At 70.4% G+C, this 17838-nt stretch carries 18 protein-coding genes; 7 read left to right on the top strand and 11 right to left on the bottom strand.

The window, feature by feature from the left end:
• The first annotated feature begins 3 nt into the window (after positions 1-3).
• Entirely contained in the window at positions 4-1224 is a 1221-nt protein-coding gene (locus ACGFY9_RS11525; RefSeq protein WP_393753518.1) for a sensor histidine kinase, read from the top strand.
• A complete protein-coding gene (locus tag ACGFY9_RS11520) occupies positions 1221-1886 on the top strand; it encodes a response regulator (RefSeq protein WP_393753517.1) in 666 nt (221 codons plus the stop codon). Before ACGFY9_RS11525 ends, ACGFY9_RS11520 begins: the two co-directional genes overlap by 4 nt.
• Here ACGFY9_RS11520 and ACGFY9_RS11515 read toward each other — a convergent pair.
• Together ACGFY9_RS11515 and ACGFY9_RS11510 are read right to left on the bottom strand one after the other, a co-directional pair.
• Positions 1847-2134 carry a DUF6332 family protein gene (locus ACGFY9_RS11515; RefSeq protein ID WP_393753516.1) on the bottom strand — a complete coding sequence of 96 codons (288 nt, stop codon included), beginning with the start codon at positions 2132-2134 and terminating at the stop codon, positions 1847-1849. The two genes, ACGFY9_RS11520 and ACGFY9_RS11515, sit on opposite strands and share 40 nt — an antisense overlap.
• 184 nt (positions 2135-2318) lie before the next feature.
• A complete protein-coding gene (locus tag ACGFY9_RS11510) occupies positions 2319-3803 on the bottom strand; it encodes an MFS transporter (protein ID WP_393753515.1) in 1485 nt (494 codons plus the stop codon).
• Between the two features lie 87 nt (positions 3804-3890).
• Between ACGFY9_RS11510 and ACGFY9_RS11505 the strand changes: the two genes are divergently transcribed.
• Positions 3891-4268 (top strand): MarR family winged helix-turn-helix transcriptional regulator, encoded by a 378-nt coding sequence (locus ACGFY9_RS11505; RefSeq protein ID WP_393753514.1) that lies wholly within the window; start codon positions 3891-3893, stop codon positions 4266-4268.
• A gap of 28 nt (positions 4269-4296) precedes the next feature.
• Here ACGFY9_RS11505 and ACGFY9_RS11500 read toward each other — a convergent pair whose 3' ends face one another.
• Both ACGFY9_RS11500 and ACGFY9_RS11495 read right to left on the bottom strand, forming a co-directional pair.
• The gene (locus ACGFY9_RS11500) at positions 4297-5037 is read right to left on the bottom strand and encodes a maleylpyruvate isomerase family mycothiol-dependent enzyme (RefSeq protein ID WP_393753513.1); all 741 of its coding nucleotides are present in this window, start codon (positions 5035-5037) and stop codon (positions 4297-4299) included.
• 63 nt (positions 5038-5100) lie between these two features.
• Positions 5101-6069 (bottom strand): alpha/beta hydrolase, encoded by a 969-nt coding sequence (locus ACGFY9_RS11495; RefSeq protein ID WP_393753512.1) that lies wholly within the window; start codon positions 6067-6069, stop codon positions 5101-5103.
• A gap of 202 nt (positions 6070-6271) precedes the next feature.
• Here ACGFY9_RS11495 and ACGFY9_RS11490 point away from each other — a divergent pair, with 202 nt between their 5' ends.
• Positions 6272-6727, top strand: coding sequence for a MarR family winged helix-turn-helix transcriptional regulator (locus ACGFY9_RS11490; protein WP_393753511.1), 456 nt, complete (start codon positions 6272-6274; stop codon positions 6725-6727).
• A gap of 179 nt (positions 6728-6906) precedes the next feature.
• A complete protein-coding gene (locus tag ACGFY9_RS11485) occupies positions 6907-8544 on the top strand; it encodes an MFS transporter (RefSeq protein WP_393753510.1) in 1638 nt (545 codons plus the stop codon).
• Positions 8545-8803: 259 nt separating this feature from the next.
• Here the strand turns inward: ACGFY9_RS11485 and ACGFY9_RS11480 are convergent, their stop codons facing one another.
• Entirely contained in the window at positions 8804-9442 is a 639-nt protein-coding gene (locus ACGFY9_RS11480; protein ID WP_393753509.1) for a TetR/AcrR family transcriptional regulator, read from the bottom strand.
• A 111-nt stretch (positions 9443-9553) separates the two neighbouring features.
• Complete coding sequence (locus ACGFY9_RS11475) at positions 9554-10162, bottom strand: flavin reductase family protein (RefSeq protein WP_393753508.1); 609 nt, start codon at positions 10160-10162, stop codon at positions 9554-9556.
• Positions 10163-10347: 185 nt separating this feature from the next.
• Between ACGFY9_RS11475 and ACGFY9_RS11470 the strand changes: the two genes are divergently transcribed.
• Together ACGFY9_RS11470 and ACGFY9_RS11465 are read left to right on the top strand one after the other, a co-directional pair.
• Positions 10348-11922, top strand: a complete 1575-nt coding sequence (locus ACGFY9_RS11470; protein ID WP_393753507.1) for an MFS transporter — start codon at positions 10348-10350, stop codon at positions 11920-11922.
• 98 nt (positions 11923-12020) lie between these two features.
• Complete coding sequence (locus tag ACGFY9_RS11465; protein WP_393753506.1) at positions 12021-12749, top strand: GntR family transcriptional regulator; 729 nt, start codon at positions 12021-12023, stop codon at positions 12747-12749.
• A 39-nt stretch (positions 12750-12788) separates the two neighbouring features.
• Here the strand turns inward: ACGFY9_RS11465 and ACGFY9_RS11460 are convergent, their stop codons facing one another.
• The 5 genes from ACGFY9_RS11460 to ACGFY9_RS11440 are packed head-to-tail and all read right to left on the bottom strand — an operon-like array spanning position 12789 to position 17827.
• Entirely contained in the window at positions 12789-13112 is a 324-nt protein-coding gene (locus ACGFY9_RS11460) for an L-rhamnose mutarotase (RefSeq protein ID WP_393753505.1), read from the bottom strand.
• Positions 13109-14635 (bottom strand): sugar ABC transporter ATP-binding protein, encoded by a 1527-nt coding sequence (locus tag ACGFY9_RS11455; RefSeq protein ID WP_393753504.1) that lies wholly within the window; start codon positions 14633-14635, stop codon positions 13109-13111. The genes ACGFY9_RS11460 and ACGFY9_RS11455 overlap by 4 nt, the downstream gene beginning before the upstream one ends.
• Positions 14632-15675 carry an ABC transporter permease gene (locus ACGFY9_RS11450; protein ID WP_393753503.1) on the bottom strand — a complete coding sequence of 348 codons (1044 nt, stop codon included), beginning with the start codon at positions 15673-15675 and terminating at the stop codon, positions 14632-14634. Before ACGFY9_RS11450 ends, ACGFY9_RS11455 begins: the two co-directional genes overlap by 4 nt.
• Positions 15672-16736 carry an ABC transporter permease gene (locus ACGFY9_RS11445; RefSeq protein ID WP_393753502.1) on the bottom strand — a complete coding sequence of 355 codons (1065 nt, stop codon included), beginning with the start codon at positions 16734-16736 and terminating at the stop codon, positions 15672-15674. Before ACGFY9_RS11445 ends, ACGFY9_RS11450 begins: the two co-directional genes overlap by 4 nt.
• Positions 16733-17827, bottom strand: coding sequence for a mandelate racemase/muconate lactonizing enzyme family protein (locus ACGFY9_RS11440; protein ID WP_393753501.1), 1095 nt, complete (start codon positions 17825-17827; stop codon positions 16733-16735). Before ACGFY9_RS11440 ends, ACGFY9_RS11445 begins: the two co-directional genes overlap by 4 nt.
• Between the last annotated feature and the right edge of the window lie 11 nt (positions 17828-17838).

Below are 17838 nucleotides of genomic sequence, written 5' to 3'. Positions count from 1 at the left end.
TGCATGGACGAGCAGCGGGTGCGCGGTGGGGGACCGCCGCAGTGGTGGCGTCACGGACCGCCGTGGGGCGGGGCGGTGGCGCCGACGCGGTGGCCGTGGCGCTCCACGCTGCTGGTCACCGTGTTCGTGCTGGTCGGCAGCAACTTCGCCTCGCACAGCCAGCCCGACCGCGTCCACCTCGACTTCTACGCGCGCGTGCTGCTCGTCGTCGGATCGGGGCTGCTCCTGTGGCGTCACCGGTACCCCGTGTGGGTGGCATTCGGCACCGTGCTCGCCACCGTGCTCTACTTCGCCGCCGGATATCCGTACGGCCCCGTCTTCGTGCCCGTCGCGCTCGGCTGCTTCAGTGCGGTCGTCGCCGGCCGCCGCTGGGCCGCCTGGACCGCGCTCGGCGTGCTGTGGGCGGCGCATCTCCTGGTCGCGCACTGGCTTTACCGCTGGCTGCCCCCACAGCACGACCACGGAATGCCGTGGGGCCGTGAACTGGCCGTCGCCACCTGGGTGGTGGCCGTCGCCGCGATCTCCGAACTGGCCCGCACCCGCCGCGAACAGTGGGCCCGCGACCGCGCCGAACGCGCCCAGGCGGCCCGCCGCCGCGCCGACGAGGAACGGCTGCGGATGGCCCGCGAACTGCACGACGTCCTCGCGCACAGCATCTCCGTCATCAACGTCCAGGCGGGCGTCGGCCTCGCACTCCTCGACTCCGACCCCGAACAGGCCCGCACGGCCCTCACCACCATCAAGGCCGCCAGCAAGGAAGCGCTCGGTGAGGTCCGCCAGGTCCTCGACACCCTCCGCACCCCGGGCGACGCCCCGCGCGCCCCGGCCCCCGGCCTCGACCGGCTGCCCGAACTGGTGCAGCAGGCGGCGAGCGCCGGCCTCACCGTCGCGGTCGACGGAACACCGCCCCGCCTCCCGCCCAACACCGACCTCGCCGCCTTCCGCATCGTCCAGGAGGCGCTCACCAATGTCGTTCGGCATTCCGGTTCGCGGCACGCGCGCGTGCACGTCGAGCACGACCCCCGGCAGCTACGGCTGCGTATCGACGACGACGGGCCCCCGACCGGCGCGGACGCCGGGGGCAGCGGGAACGGGCTGGCCGGAATGCGGGAGCGGGCCGCCGCGCTCGGTGGCACGATCGAGGCGGGCGCGCGCCCGGACGGCGGCTTCCGGGTGCTCGCCGTACTGCCGTTGAAGGTCACGCCGAAGGAGGACGACCGGTGATCCGCGTACTGCTCGCCGACGACCAGGCCCTGGTCCGGGCCGGCTTCAAGGCGCTGCTGGACGCGCAGCCGGACATCGAGGTGGCCGGTGAGGCCTCCGACGGCGAGGAGGCCGTGCGCACGGTGGGCGAACTGCGCCCCGACGTCGTCCTGATGGACATCCGCATGCCGCTGCTCGACGGCCTCGCCGCGACCCGCCGGATCACCGGGGACAGCGCCCTCAAGGACGTGAAGGTGGTCATGCTGACGACCTTCGAACTCGACGAGTACGTCTTCGAGGCGATCCGCTCCGGCGCCTCCGGCTTCCTGGTCAAGGACACCGAACCGGACGAACTCCTGCGCGCGGTAAGGGCGGTGGTCGAGGGCGACGCGTTGCTGTCGCCGGGTGTGACCCGCCGCTTGATCGCCGAGTTCGCGGCCCGTTCCAAGGAACCCGCGACCGCCGACGCCCTCACCCAACTCACCGAGCGGGAGCGGGAGGTGATGGCCCTGGTCGGCATCGGACTCTCCAACGACGAGATCGCCCGCCGCCTGGTCGTCAGCCCCCTCACCGCGAAGACCCACGTCAGCCGCACGATGGTGAAGCTCGGCGCCCGGGACAGGGCCCAACTGGTCGTCCTGGCCTACGAGTCGGGGTTGGTACGCCCCGGCTGGCTGGGGTGACCCGCTCCCTGCCGGTACCGGTACAGCACGGTCGCCACCCGGACGAAGAACACGACCGGCGCGAGCACGAGTCCCCCGCGCACCAGCAACGTCTCGACGGCGCCCGGCAGTTCGAACAACAACGCCGGCCCGGCGACCGCCCCGAACAGCACCGCCGCCACGAACGCCGCACTGACCAGCGCGTACCCGATCTCCACGGTCATCGCATCCCGCTCGGCCTGCGTACGCCGTCCCCCGGTCATCGTCATCCCGAAAGTCTCACACGCGTCCGCCCGGCGGAGCAATCGGCTCCGCCGGGCGCACAGGTAGAAGGCGTTTCTCTGGGGCGAGGCATCGCGTTCCGGCCCAGTCGGTCGCGCCCTTTAGGGGCGCGGGGAACTGCGCGACCAGCCACGACGGACCTGCAGACGAAAGCCTCCCCCGGCGGAGCGACTACTTGCGGACCCCCACCCGCTCCGCCTCCGTCACCGTGGACTTGGCCACCACAATGGTCCGCTGAGCACGCCGCCCCCGAAGTCCTGGCAACGTGATCAACAACCCGGCTAGCGCGATGAACGTCACCACCACCAACCCCGGCCGGTAACTGTCCAGCACCGCCTGCGGAGTGGCATGCGCGGGCGCGTGCGCGGTGACCACGGCCGTGACGACGGCCAGGAAGATCGCGCCGCCCACCTGCACCGAGGTGTTCAACAGCCCGGACACCATGCCCTGTTCGTGGTCGTCGACCCCGTTGGTGGCCTGGATGTTGAGCGAGGGGAAGACCAGCGCGAAGGCCGCGCCGATCAGCAGCATCGACGGCAGGATCATCGACGCGTACCCGGGATCGACGCTGACCCGAAGGAACAGGGCGTACCCCACGACCATCAGCGCGAAGCCCACCACGATCAGCCGCTGGGTGCCGAACCGGTCGACGATAGCGCCCATCTTCGTCGAGGACGCCGCCACCAGCGCTCCGGCCGGCAGGAAGGCGAGCGCCGTGTGCAACGCCGACCAGCCGAGCAGCTGTTGCATGTAGAGCGTGACCAGGAACTGGAAGCCGACGTACGACCCGAAGAGGGCCATCGCGCCGAGCTGGGCGCGGATCTGGTTGCCGGAGCGCAGCACCCCGAGCCGGATCAACGGTCCCGCGGAGCGCCGCTCGACGTACACGAAGACGGTCAGCAGGACGGCGACTGCCAGGAAGGACAGGAGAGTTCGGGCCGACGCCCAGCCGGCCTCCGGTGCCTGTACGACGGTGAACACCAGCAGCAGCATCGACGCGGTGCCGAGGACGGCGCCGGGGACGTCGTAGCCGTTGTGGTCCTTCTCGCGTTCGCTGCGCGGCAGCAGCTTCAGGCCGGCGAGCAGGGCGAGCAGCGCGATGGGCGCGGGGAGCAGCATGGTGAGGCGCCAACTGGCCTCCGTGAGCAGGCCGGAGAGGACCAGGCCCATCGAGAAACCGGTGGCCGCGCAGGTGGTGTAGATGGACAGGGCGCGGTTGCGCAGCGGGCCCTCGGCGAAGGTCGTCGTGATGATCGACAGGCCGGCCGGTGCGGTGAAAGCCGCGCTGAGGCCCTTGATGAAGCGGCTGGCGATGAGCAGCGGGCCCGAGTCGACGAGGCCGCCGAGCAGCGAGGCCACCGCGAAGACCCCCAGGGCGACCAGGAAGACCTGACGCCGGCCGAGCAGGTCGGCGGTCCGGCCGCCGAGGAGGAGCAGGCCGCCGTATCCGAGGATGTAGCCGCTGACGATCCATTGGAGCGTCGAGGTGGAGAGGTCGAGTTCGGAGCCGATGGAGGGCAGGGCGACGCCGACCATCGACACGTCGAGCGCGTCCAGGAACATCGCGGCGCAGAGCACCAGCAGGGTGCCCCACAGCCGTGGGGTCCAGCGGACGGCCGAGGCCGGGGCCGCGGGAGAGGAGAGCGGAGAGGTCATGCCGCAGACAATACATGCGCATGCATCGAATGCGAACGCATTTAATTCCGATGCAACAAACTCGTTTCTCTGCTACGGTGCGCTGTCATGGCGGCGAAGAAGGCCGAGCAGGCGCTCGTGGACCAGTGGCGGGAGATGCTGGCGCTGCATGCCCGCACCCAGTGCGAACTAGACCGCGCTCTGCATCAACACGGCCTGTGCGGCAGTGACTTCGAGGTCCTGGACGTGCTGTCCGCCGAGTCCTGCGCGTTTCGCGTCCAGGAGATCTCCGAGCGGGTCCATCTGAGTCAGAGCGCTTTGTCGCGTCTGATCGCGCGGCTGGAGAAGGACGGTCTCGTCGAGCGCGGCATGTGCGCGGAGGACCGGCGGGGCGTCCGCGTGACCCTCACGGACAAGGGTCGCGCGCTGCACGGTGAGGTACTCCCGTTGCAGCGCGCGGTGTTGACGAAGATGCTGACTGGCTGACGGCTCGTCAGCTCCAAGCCCCGAACCCTCAGCTCCAGGTGACGGCCGACTTCTCCCGCCACAGTTCGGCGACCGACGCGTCCCCGGTCACGCTCGGGAACGGCCCCCGGTTCCACAGTGCCCGATACAACTGCCCTGCGGGACCGGCCAGTTCGCAGTCGGCGTCCCCGGTGCCGTCCCGCTCGGCGGCGGGCGGTTCCTGGGACAGCCGTACGGTCCACACGGCGCCGTCCGCGTCCGTCGCCCGCACCCTCAGCACCCGGGGTTCCTCGCTGCGGACCCGGCTCTTGCGGCGGCCGTGGAAGCCGCGCAGCAACTCGTCGATGCCGTCGGCCGCGAAGTCCGGGGCGATCTCCCCGGCCGTCCCGCCGCGTGCCGCCTCGGCGTCCATCCGGTGCACGGTCGTCTCGTGCGCCTGCCTCCGTGCCCAGAAGGCGAGCGGCGACGGTGCCGCGAAGAACTGCCAGCACTCCACGTCGGGCGGGGCGGCGGAGAGGGTGTCCACGAGGGAGCGGTGTCCCGCCCGGAACCAGGCCACCAGCTGGGCGCCGTCCAGGTCCGGGAGGCCGCCGTCGGGGTGGTACCCGGCGTGCCCCTCGGCGACGAACGCGGTCGCCCAGCGGTGCACCATCCCCGTGTGCCGCAGCAGATCCCGCACCTGCCACCCCGGACAGGGCGGTACCTCGGCGTCGGCGCCCGCCTCCTCGGCGGCCGAGGCCAGCAGGCCGCCCTCCCGGTCCAGAGTCCTCACGAACGCATCGGTGTCCATGCGGCCGAGTGTGCCGTATCGCAGAGGTGGCGTGCGCGTCACCGAGGGAGGGCGGCCCGTACGTCAGGCGGAGGCGAGCGCCTTGCGCAGGACGGTGACGGCCATCGTGATGGCGGCCTCGGCGGCGTGCGTCTCGCGCAGGGCGTTGAGCATCACGAAGTCGTGGATGATGCCCTGGAAACGGACGGCGGTGACGGGGACCCCGGCCTCGCGGAGCTTGTTGGCGTAGGCCTCGCCCTCGTCGCGCAGCACGTCGGCCTCGCCGGTGATGACGAGGGCCGGGGGCAGACCGGTGAGCTGCTCGGTGGTCGCCCGCAGCGGGGACGCCGTGATCTGGGCGCGCTCGGCCTCGTCGGTCGTGTACTGGTCCCAGAACCACTGCATGCCGTCGCGGCGCAGGAAGTAGCCGGTGGCGAACTGGCCGTAGGAGCCGGTGTCGAAGTTCGCGTCGGTGACCGGGTAGAACAGCACCTGCTGGAGGAGCGGAACGTCACCCCGCTCCTTGGCCATCAGGGTCAGCGCGGCGGTCATGTTGCCGCCCACGGAGTCGCCGGCCACCGCGATGCGGGTCGGGTCGAGGTCCTTGGTGGCGCCCTCTGTCACGACCCACTGGGCGACGGCGTAGTTCTGCTCGATCGCGACCGGGTAGCGGGCCTCGGGGGAGAGGTCGTACTCCGGGAAGACCACGGCGGCGTTCGCGCCCACGGCGAGTTCGCGCACCAGGCGGTCGTGGGTGTGGGCGTTGCCGAAGACCCAGCCCGCGCCGTGGATGTAGATGATCACGGGAAGCGTGCCGGTGACCCCGGCCGGGCGGACGACACGGGCCCTGACCTGCCCGGTCGGGCCGCCGGACACGGTGATCCACTCCTCGTCGACGGCGGGCTTCGCGATCTCCCCGGACTGCACCTCGTCGACGGCCTTGCGGCCCTCCGCCGGGGCGAGGTCGAAGAGGTACGGCGGGTTCGCGGTCGCCTCGACGAAGGCCTGGGCGGCGGGTTCGAGGACGGGGCGGGGCGCGGTGCTGTCGGTCATGGCGATCTCCTCGGATCGGGTGCCGCGGCGGGTTCCGGCCGGATCTCGGCCGGTGGTGCGGCACGAGGAAGATAGTAGCGTGCGATTAAGTCGTGCACAACTAAAGCGTGCTCGATAGAATCGGCTGGACCTGAACGATAAGGTGGTGATTGCCCTGAAGAACGCCGTAGACGCCACGGACGCCGGAGCGAGGAGTCGCACCATGAGCCCAGCCGCCGCGGAACCGGCCGAGGGATCGCTGCTCCTCGACGACCAGTTGTGCTTCGCGCTGTACGCGGCGTCCCGCGCGGTGACCGCGCGCTACCGGCCGCTGCTGGACGAACTCGGCCTGACCTACCCGCAGTACCTCGTCATGCTCGTCCTCTGGGAGCAGGACTCGATCTCCGTACGGGACCTGGGCGCCGCGCTCCAACTGGAATCCAGCACGCTCTCCCCGCTCCTGAAGCGGCTGGAGACGAACGGTCTGCTGCGCCGCGAACGCCGGCGCGACGACGAACGCTCGGTCGCCATCCGGCTCACCGACGCCGGGGAGCGGATGCGGGAGCAGGCCGCCGCCGTGCCGCTCGCCATCGGTGACGCCATGGGCCTGACGCCCGCTCAGGACGCCCTGACCAAGCAGCTCCTCCGGCTGATCACCGCCAACGTCGCCGCCGGCTGAACCGCCCGCCACCTGCGCGTTCCCGCTCGACGAGGCCTCCTGTCGTCGCCGCTGTTCACCTTAGCTTGCAGGCCCAACGGCATCTCCTGGACCGGATCCCTGTATACGGTCCGAAGCGATTTCCCGAAAAGAAATGGCTTACGTCAATGGAGATTCAAGCCGATCAAGCGCGAGGTGCCATGCCGACCCAGGTGTCCGAAGTCTCACCGCCGGCCCCGCAGCCGGAGAGCCCGTCCCGGAACGTCACCGCCACCATCGCCCTGGCCTGCGTGGGAGTCTTCGTCTCCTACCTGCCGGTCGTCGGGGTGTCGGTCGTGCTGCCGGTGATCCAGCAGGCGCTCGACGCATCCACCACCGGGCTCCAGTGGATCACCGACGCGTTCATCCTGCCGACCGCCGCACTGCTCCTGACCTGCGGTGTCATCGGCGACCTCTACGGCCGCAAGAAGATGTACCTGATCGGCCTGACACTGTCCTGTCTCGGCTGTCTCGTCGCCCTGACCGGCCACAGCGTCGTCCAGGTCTGCGTCGGCCAGGCGCTCACCGGCGTCGGCACCGCCGCCCTGCTGCCCGCGACCCTCGGCCTGATCAGCCACGTCTGCCCCGACCACCGCAAACGGGGCGCCGCGATAGCCCTGTGGACGGCCGCCCTTGGCCTCGGCCTGACCCTCGGCCCGCTCTTCAACGGCCTGATCGTGGAGCACGCGAGCTGGCGCTGGATCTTCCTGCCCACCCTGGCCATCGGCGCCGTCACGGTCCTGGTCGGCGCCTTCGCCCTGACCGACTCCCGCTCGGACCGCGAACGCCATCTCGACATCCCCGGCCAACTCCTCGCCGTGGTCGCCATCACCGCCATCGTCTACGGCGTCATCGAGGGCGGCGGCGCCCCGGGCTGGGGTTCGGCCGAGGTCGTCACCGCGTTCGTCGTGGCGGCGCTCGCCCTGCCGGCCTTCGTCCTGGTCGAACTGCGGTCGCCCTGCCCGATGTTGGACATGCGCCTGTTCAAGTCGTCGGCGTTCTCCGGGGCCGCGTTCGTCATGGCGCTCACCTTGTTCGCGCAGGTCGGTCTGGTCTTCTCGCTCAGCGAGTACTTCGGGCTGGTCCATCACGCCTCGACGTGGGACATCGGGGTGCGCCTGATCGCGCTCAACGGTTTCACCGTCGTCCTCGGTCCGGTGGTCGGCCGGCTGATGCACCGGTTCTCGCCCGGCCTCGTGCTGGTGACCGGTCTGCTCGTCGGCGGCGTCGGGGCGCTCCTGGTGAACCTCTTCGACGCCACCACCGGAACCGGCGAAGCGGCCCTGGTCATCGCGGTGTTGGGGGTCGGCATCGCGCTGGCGATGGCCCCGATCACCACCATCGCCATGAACAGCCTGCCGCGCCGCCTGGGCAGCACCGCCGGTGCCGCCAACAGCGCCCTCCGCCAGATCGGCAGCGCCCTGGGCCCCGCCATCTTCGGAGTGGTCCTCACCCACCGCACCCTCGCCACCCTGCCCGCACACGTCGCCGCGTCCGGCCTCGACCCGGCCGACCAGGGCCAGGTCATCGGCATGGTCAACGGCGCGGGCATCCAGGCAGGCGCCTTCCTGCACCTGAACACCGGCGAGGCGACCGGCCAGGCCCTGGCCGCCTACGGAGCGAGCTTCACGGACGCGCTGCACACCTGCGCCCTGGTCGGCGGCATCGGCATGCTGGTGGCCGCGGCCGTCGCCTTCCTCACGATCGGCATCCACGCCCGCACACCGCACGGTGAGGGGGAGCCTGTCGCGGCGGTGCATCCTGCCGCCGGGGCAGCGGGTGTTGGCGGGGGTGGCTGAGCAACGGCTCGTTGCGCAGGGGTAGTTGGTCATCGGGTGCGTAACTCCGATGGGCAACTGCCCTTGCTCTACGTCCCGTTGGCCGACGCCCACGCCCCGCGATCAGGTGAGACCGTCGCCGTTCTCTGATGCGGTGCGAGGAGGAAGCGCAGTGAGTCCGCCGACAGCTGTATGAGGGGTAGTTGGCCTTCCGCCGTAGGGTTCCGATGGGTAACTACCCTTGCCGTACGTCCCGTTGGCCGACGCCTGCGGCCCGCGATCAGACGAGGTCGTCGTCGTTCTCCAACGCGGGCGCGAGGAGATGACACAGGGAGTCGGCCAGCAGATACAGGGGATCGGCGGTCTCCAGCGGCCACTCCACGGCGATCCACGCGGCGAAGAACGACTCGGTCTGCAGTACGGCCATCAGCGTCCGCTGGCGGGCCTCCGCGGGGTCGACGCCCCGCCAGCGCTCCGGCGGAGCGACCAGCATCGCGACATACCGCTCGTGCGCCTCGACGTACTGCACCCGGCCCTCGCCGAGGCTGCGGAGCGCCGCCGGGGCCGCCGCGTTGGCGACGCGGCGGACGGGCGCCATCTCGCGCCAGCGGGTCGCGGCCTCGTCCAGCCAGGCGCGGACGTCAGGCCGGGTCCAGCGCGGAAGCGCGGCCAGGTCGGCGTACGCCTCGCCCATCACGCCGTAGACCCGCTCCACCAGCGCGTCGACGATCTCGGCCTTGCCGGGGAAGTGGGCGTAGACCGTGGCCCGGGTCACCCCCGCCGCCTGGGCGATGTCCTCCATCCGCGCATCGAGGAACGGCTTCTCGGTGAACACCGTGACGGCCGCGTCGAGCAGTCGGCGATGCGTGAGGAGCTTCTGCTCTTCGCGCAGGTTCCTGCGGGGCGGCGTCGGCTCCATTCGCCCAGTTTCTTGCATGGGGCGACTATATGCCGCCGGGTGCGGAGTGATGTGCCGGGAATTGGTGCTCTGACCTGGTCTTTTACCTGAGGGCCGGCTTGGGGTGCTCTCTCAGCTCGACTCGGGCCAGTCGGCGTACCGGATGCGGCGCAGGTCGAGAACCTCGCCGAGGGTGCTCCACTCGTCCTTGCCCAGACGTGCCAGGGGGCGCAGCCGGGTGACCTCGGGGTGGCCGTCGTGCAGGACGGTTTCGTCGATCGCGAGGTGGACCACCCGGCCGAAGACCACGGTGGAGTGGCCCAGCCGTAGCGTGCTGTGCAGTTCGCACTCCAGGGCCACGGGGGAGTGGGCGACGCGCGGTGCCTTCACCCGCGTGCTGGCCTCGCGCTCGACTCCCACGGCGTCGAACTCGCTCACGCCTTCCGGGAAGTCCGTGGCGGTCTTGTTCACCTCGTCGATGAGGGACTCCGGGGCGAGGTTGACCACGAACTGCCCGGTCGCCTCGACATTGCGCAGCGAGTCCTTACGGCCGACCGAGGTGAACTGCACGATGGGCGGCGCGGCCGACGAGACGGTGAAGAAGGAGTGCGGGGCGAGATTGTCGACGCCGTCGGCCGAGACCGTCGAGACCCAGGCGATCGGCCGCGGTACGACCGTCGAGGTGAGCAGGCGGTAGACCGCGACCGGTTCCATCTGGGCCGGGTTGAATTCAGTGCGCATACCAGCGATATATCAGACGCCGGCGAGGGGACGGTTCGCCGGCCGCAGATGACCGGGGCGCGAGCGCGGCCGAACGTCTCGCTCGCCCCTCGGGCGACTCTGTTTCCCGCCGCTATACGCCGTGTATGGTGAACCGATATCGCTATACACGGCGTATAGCGAACGGGTCGCTTGGAGTCCGGCGTATGAGCACCGCGGTGAACGAGTCGAGTCCGCCGGACATATCCCCCGCGGCCCGCCGGAAGGTGCTGAAGGCCCTCAGCGGGCTGCTCCTCGCGCTGTTCGTCTCCACCCTCAGCAGTACGGTCGTCTCCAGCGCGCTGCCGAAGATCATCGGGGCGGTGCACGGGTCGCAGACGCAGTACACGTGGGTCGTCACCGCGACGCTCCTCACCACCACGGCGACGACGCCGATCTGGGGCAAGCTCGCCGACCTGTTCAGCAAGAAGACCCTCGTGCAGGTGTCCATCGGCGTCTTCGTGCTGGGCGCCGTGGCATCCGGGATCAGCCAGACCGCGGGGCAGCTCATCGCCTCGCGGGCGTTGCAGGGTGTCGGCTTCGGCGGTGTGCAGGCCCTCGTCCAGATCACCCTCGCGGCGATGATCCCGCCCCGCGAACGCGGCCGCTACAGCGGCTACTTGAGCAGTGTCACGGCCACGTCGACCATCGGCGGACCGCTGCTCGGCGGCGTGATCGTCGACACCTCGTGGCTGGGGTGGCGTTGGTGCTTCTTCGTCGGCGTGCCGATCGCGGCCGTAGCGCTGTTCATGCTCCAGCGGACGCTGAACCTTCCCGTCCTCCGGCGCGAGAACGTCAGGATCGACTACCTGGGGGCGGCATTGATCGCCTCGGGCGTCAGCGTGCTGCTGGTGTGGGTGTCGTTCGTCGACAACTCCTTCGGCTGGGCCTCGTGGCAGACCGGGGTCATGGTGGCCGGCGGGCTGGTGCTGATCGGCGCGGCAGTGTGGGTGGAGTCGCGGGCCGCCGAACCCGTCGTACCGCTCCACATCGTGAGGCAGCGGACGACCGCGCTGGCGATCGTCGGCAGCCTCTCCGTCGGTACGGCCATGTTCGGCGCCGCTGTGTTCCTCAGCCAGTACTTCCAGCTCAGCCGCGGGCACGGTCCGACCGGGGCGGGCCTGCTGACGATTCCCATGATGGCCGGAATTCTCATCGCCTCCACGGTCGCTGGGCGGCTGATCAGCCGGACCGGGAAGATCAAGCCGTTCATCATCACCGGAGCCGTCCTGCTCACGGTCGGGTTCGCCGTGCTCGGCACCATCGACTCCAGGACACCCATGCTCCTGCTGGGCGTGGCGATGCTGTGTGTCGGGATGGGCGTCGGCATGACGCTGCAGAACCTGGTGCTCGTCGTGCAGAACACCGTGCCGCTGAGGGACATCGGCGCGGCCAGCTCCACGGTGTCGTTCTTCCGGTCCCTCGGCGGCACGATCGGTGTCTCCGTCCTCGGCGCCGTACTGGCCCGGCACGTCCAGGACCAGATCGCGCACGGCCTCGTCTCGGCGGGACTGCGGACCACGGGCTCCGCCACGGATGTCTCCGCACAGCCCGCCGCCGTACAGGAGATCATCCGTGTCGCCTACGGCGACGCCACCGCGCGGATCTTCCTCCTCTCGGCCGCCGCCGCCCTCCTCGCGGTGATCGCCGCGATCCTGCTGAAGCCGGTCAGCCTCCGCAGCAGCCTCGGCCTGACCGAGAAGAGCGGCGGAGCGGCGACGGTCGCCGCGGAGGCCGGGTGACGGGCGGAACCCGACGGCGAAGTTCCGCGGGAGCCCCTCTCAACCCGTCTACCTGGGTAAACTGTCGGGAAAGCCAAGTGCCTTGAGGGGGAGCCGGGATGCCGCCGCACAGTCCTTCCGCGGCCGGGGTTCCGGACGAGGGCGAGGGTGACGAGCGGAGTGTGCCGCCCGTCCGGCAGGCGCTGTCGGACAGTGTGTACGAGCGCATCAAGGCGATGGTCATGGACCACGAGATCGCCCCCGGCGCCCGCGTCGGCATCGAAGCGCTCGCCCGCACCCTGAAGGTCTCCCCAACTCCCGTACGGGAAGCGCTCGCCCGGCTGGAGTCCGACGGCCTGGTGGTGAAGCGGGCGCTCTCCGGATACCGGGCCACACAGCTGCTCACCAGCCAGGGTCTCGCCGAACTCTTCGAAATGCGGCTGCTGTTGGAGCCGAAGGCCGCCGCGCTGGCCGCCGTCAACGCGACCGAAGCGCAACTCGACGGCCTTGAGCGGATCGTCGAGGAGATGCAGGCCCACCCGAGCCCGAACGAACGGTACGCGTCCTACCGCGACTTCGCCGCCCTCGACCAGCGCTTCCACGAGGCGATCGGCCAGGCCGCGCACCGACCGCTGCTGGCGGACGCGGTGGAACGGCTCCACGCCCATCTGCACATCTTCCGGCTCAGCAAGGTGGTGGGAGCCTGGGGCCCGACCGTCGCCGAGCACGAGCGGATCGTCCGCGCGGTGCTGCGCCGCAACCCCGAGCGGGCGGCCGAGGCGATGACGGAGCACCTGACGCGCAGCCTGGAGCGGCAGAGCGAGGACGGCGAGGGGCCCGGTCCCTGAACGGCCCCTGCTGAAGCCGGAGTTGGGGCCTGTCCCCGCTCAGTCCATGAGGAACACCTGCTCCGCCGTGGCCCACCATTCGCCGGGCGCCGCCTCCGGCACGGGCACCTGACACGGGGCGGTGAGTTCCCACCACCGCCGGGTGGCCTCGTCCTCGGCCATCAGGGCCAGGTCCGCCGCGAGATCGTCGCCGTCGTACTCGAAATAGCTGAACAGGCGGTCGCCCAGCAGATGGATCGAGTAGTTGGAGATGTGGCTGCGCCGGATGCGGTCGAGCACGGGCTGGGGCACGTCGCGGTGCAACTCCCGGTATTCGTCCAGCTTTTCCGGGTGTACGGCGATGACCTGGGCCACGCGCCTCATGAGCGCACCGCGTCGCGGTCGTGGATCAGGCGGATGACCCGGCCGCTCATGCGGTCGTAGTCGCGGTCGTTGTCGAGCTCGCCGCGGATGCGGTGGTCCGTCATGACGACGATGCGGTCGGCGAGGGTGACCGTCTCCGCGAGGTCGCTGCTGATGAGGAGGATGGGCAGGCCGTCGCGGGCCAGGTCCCAGATCAGTTCGTGGAAGGCGCGCTTGGTGCGGACGTCGACGCCCACCGTCGGCTCGTCGATGACCAGCAACTTGGTGTCCGCGGCAAGCCACTTGGCGAGGCTGACCTTCTGCTGGTTGCCGCCCGAGAGTTCACCGGCGTTCTGCCCGAGCCCCGAGACGCGGATGCCGAGCCGGTCGACGAGATCCTGCGCGACGTCCCGTTCCTCGCGCGCCGAGACGAACCCGAACGCCTTGGCGAGCCGCTTCCACACCGTCACCGTGATGTTGCGGACTATGGGCTGCTCAAGGAAGACGCCCTCCTCCTTACGGTTCTCGGTGACGTACCCGATGCCGAACTCGTGCAGGGCCTGGCGGGGCGACGTGATGCGGACCGGGCTGCCGTGCACCCGGACCTCGCCGCCCGTGACGCGGTCCAGGCCGAGCACCGCCTTGACCAGCTCGCTGCGCCCGGCGCCGACCAGGCCGTACAGGCCGACGATCTCGCCGGGCCGGACCTCCAGGCTGATGTCACGGTGGCCGCCGGCCGTGGAGACCTTGTCCAGTACGAGAGTTGGGGCGGCGGTGCGGTCGACCGTGCGGGGGCGCATCTCCGTCGCCGCGTGGGCGCGGCCCACCATGAGGCCGACGATGTCGTCGTGGGTGTGGTCCGACAGGGGCGAGGACTCCAGGACCGACTTGCCGTCGCGCAGCACGGTGACCGTGTCGCAGACCTCGAAGACCTCCTCCAGCTTGTGGCTGACGAAGACGACACAGGCACCGCGGGCGGCCAGTCGCCGGATCACCTCGAAGAGGCGTTCCGTCTCCTGCGGGGAGAGGGACGCGGTGGGTTCGTCCAGCAGGAGGACCCGGCTCTCGGTGTAGAGGGCCTTGGCTATCTCGACCAACTGCTGTTGTCCTACGGAGAGTTCGCGTACCGGTCGCTGGGGGTCGAGGTCGACGCCGAGTTCGGCGAGGCAGGCGACGGCCGGTGCGGTCATGGCCTCGCGGTCGACCAGGCCGCGGTGGGAGGGCGGGTGTTGCAGGGTGATGTTCTCCGCCACCGAGAAGCCCGGGATCAGGTTGCGTTCCTGGTGCACGACACCGATGCCGGTGCGGGTCGCCTCCAATGGCGAGCGCAGATGGACCTGTTGGCCGTTCCAGGTGAGCCTGCCGCCGTTGGGGGAGTGGACGCCGGTGAGGACCTTGATGAGGGTCGACTTGCCGGCGCCGTTCTCACCGAGGAGCGCGTGCACGGAGCCGGCGGTCAGCGTGAGCCCTACGCCGTCCAGCGCCCGCACACCGGGAAAGACCTTGACCAGGTCGTCGCATTCGAGAAGAACCGTGTCGCTCACTGGGCACCTCCGGTCTGGGGCAGAACGGCGCCGTCGCTCGTCGCGGACTTCTCCAGGCGCGTCTGGTGCAGCCGGCCACCGGCGACGGTGCCGAGCACGACCAGCCCGATGAGGAGGTTCACCCAGCTCGGGTCGAGGGAGAACTGGGCTCGCGCGGCGTCGATGAGCCGGGTCACGAAGGCCGCAAGTACCGTGCCCAGTACGGCGATTGAACCGCCGGTGAGCGCCACGCCGCCGATGATTGGCGCGGCGAAGCTCGGCAGCAGCCAGTCGCCGCCGACGCTGCGGTTGACGCCGGGCAGCGAGGCCGTGGCGGTCACGGCGGCCACGCCGATCAGCAGCCCGGACAAGGTGTGCGCGGCCACGATCTGCCGGTCGGTGGAGATGCCGGACAGCCGGGCCGCGAGCGGGTTGCCGCCCGCCGCGAGGAGCCGCCGGCCCGCGACCGTGCGGTACATGAACGCGGCCAGCAGCGCCGCCGCGACGAGCGCGGTGACGAAGACGAGCGGGATGTTCAGCGGGGCCGCCGTGCCGAAGTCGCGCAGCGTACGGGAGTAGCCGTCGACGGTACGGGTGCCGGTGAGCCGGTACTGCGCCCCCAGGAGGATCGTCATCGTCGCGAGGGTGACGATGAACCCGTTGATCTGGGTGCCCACGATGGCGACACCGGTCGCAAGACCGATGGCCGTCGCCGTCAACAGGCCCACGATCACGGCGACTCCGGCGGGCACACCGTGGTCGGCCATGAGAACGCCCATCAGGCAGGCGGTGAAGCCGCCCAACGCACCTACGGCGAGGTTGAGTTGACCCACGCACAGCGCCACCATCTGGGCCAGCCCGATGAGGATGGGCGTGGCGAGGTACTGGAGGAAGACCCGCACCGACGGGCCTTCGAAGAAGGAGCCCGACGAGGCGATGCCCAGTGCCACATAGCCCGCCACGACCACGCACAGCAGCATCGCCGCAGTGGAACGGGAGAACCGGCGCAGCGCCTCGCCGCCCCAACTCCCCTGACCCAGCGTCACGTTCAAGCGGTTCATGTCGAACGCACCACCTTGCGATAGGACACCACCGTGCGGATCCGGTCGGCCGACAGGGCCAGCAGGAGGCCACAGCCGAGATAGATGTTCAGGCTCTCCAGCCCGACGCCGAGCAGATCGAGCCCCTTGCGGATCACCCCGACCAGGGCGGTGCCGAGCAGCGTGCCCAGCACGGACACCACCCCGCCGGTCAGCAGAGTGCCGCCGAGTACCGCGCCCAGGAAGGACGGCAGCATGAAGTCGTCGCCGATGGAGGCACGGAACGTACCTGTACCGGCCGCCGCCATGAAACCGGCGAGCGCCGCGAGCAACCCCGACAGCGTGTGCGCGAGCAGGACCCGGCGCCCGGTGGGGATGCCGGACAGCTCCGCGGCGGCCGGATTGGCGCCGGTGAGCAGCAGTTCCCGGCCGACGCGCGTACAGCCGTAGAGGAAACCGAGGGCGAGCATCGCGAGGACGGTGAACTGGGCGATCTGCGGGACAGCGGGGGAGCCGCAGATGGGGCCCGCGCAGATGTCGGCGAGGGAGTACGAGCGCAGGGCGTCGATTCCGGCGGGGTGGGTGGTGAAGGCGGCGTCGTCGGTGAGGGACGAGTAGAGGAGGGAGACCAGGCCCAGGAGGGCGAAGTCCATGGCCAGGGTGACGACGAAGGAGCTCACTCCGGTACGGGCGATGAGCCAGCCGGTGACCGCGCCGATTGCCGCCCCGGCGGCCAGGCACATCAGCAGCCCCACCTGCATCGGAACGCCGAGACGGTCGTAGCCGAGGCCCGCGAACAGGGCGCCGAAGGCGGCCATCCGGCCGACGGCGAGGTTCATGTGGCCCACGGACAGGGCGACCATCTGCGCGAGTGCGACCACGGTCAGTGTGGCGATGTCGCGCAGGAGCGGGAAGAGGACCAACCGCTGGTCCAGGAAGGCCGGTCGGAGCACGCCGAACAGGACGCTGAGCGCGATGACGAGGACCAGCAGGCCGAGCCGCTGGTTGACCCAGAACGGCATCCGGTGAGCGGCCGTCCTCTCCTCCGGGACGGTGTCCGGCGGGCTGATCGAGGTCGTCATGCCACCCTCCGGTCGTCCAGCGCGTCCGGGTCCCAGTCGATGCCGATGCCGGGTACGTCCGGGGCTACGGCCATGCCGTCCCGGATGGTCAGTTCGGTGCGGGTCACCGCCCTCAACTGCGGGATGTACTCGACGTATTGGCCGTTCGGTACGGCGGCGGCGAGGCTCACGTGCAGTTCCATCAGGAAGTGCGGGCAGACCGCGACGCTGTGACTCTCCGCCAGATGCGCGACCTTCAGCCATGGCGTGATGCCACCGATCCGCGCGGCGTCGACCTGCACGACGGACGCGGCACCGGCCTCCAGGTAACTGCGGAACTGCATCAGCGAGTACATGGACTCGCCCACGGCGACGGGGATGCGGGTCGCCGCCGCGAGCCGCGCGTGCCCGCTGATGTCGTCGGCGGGCAGCGGCTCCTCCAGCCAGTACGGGTCGTACGGTTCCAGCGCGGCCGCGAGCCGCAGGACGGAGGACGCCGTCTGGGACTGGTTGGCGTCGGTCATGATGTGGAGGGAAGGGCCGACTGCCTCGCGGACCGCGCGCAGGCGCTCCGCGTCCTCGGCAGGATGGGGGCGGCCCACCTTGATCTTGACGCCCGCCCACCCCAACTCCTGTGCGCGCAGGGCGCTTTTCACCAGTTCCTCGGCGCTCAGGTGCAGCCAGCCGCCCTCGGTGTCGTAGACCGGCACCTCCTGACGGTGACCGCCGGCCAGTCGCCACAGCGGTTCGCCCGCACGCTTGCACCGCACGTCCCACAGGGCGGTGTCCACGGCGGCGAGGGCGAGCGAGGTGATGGCCCCGGTGGTGGTGGACCGGGTCAGCGCGAACAGCCGCTGCCACAGCGCCTCGACGTTGCGCGCGTCCTGTCCGACGAGCGCGGGCAGCAAGTGGTCGCGCAGCAGGGCGAGTACGGAGCTGCCGCCGGTGCCGATCGTGTAGGAGTAGCCGGTTCCCGCGAGGCCGTCAGCCGTCTCCAGGTCGACCAGGACCGTCTCCTGTTTGACGAACGACTGCACCGCGTCGGTGCGGTCCTGCTCGACGGCGATGTCGGCCAGCCTGGCGGTCGCGGCCGTGACGATGCTGCTGCTCATTCAGCAATTCC

Origin of the sequence: Streptomyces sp. NPDC048504 (assembly GCF_043200035.1) — a bacterium.
Lineage (GTDB): Bacteria > Actinomycetota > Actinomycetes > Streptomycetales > Streptomycetaceae > Streptomyces.
The sequence above is the reverse complement of the archived record's forward strand: the minus strand, read 5'-3'. Positions and strand labels throughout refer to the sequence as shown.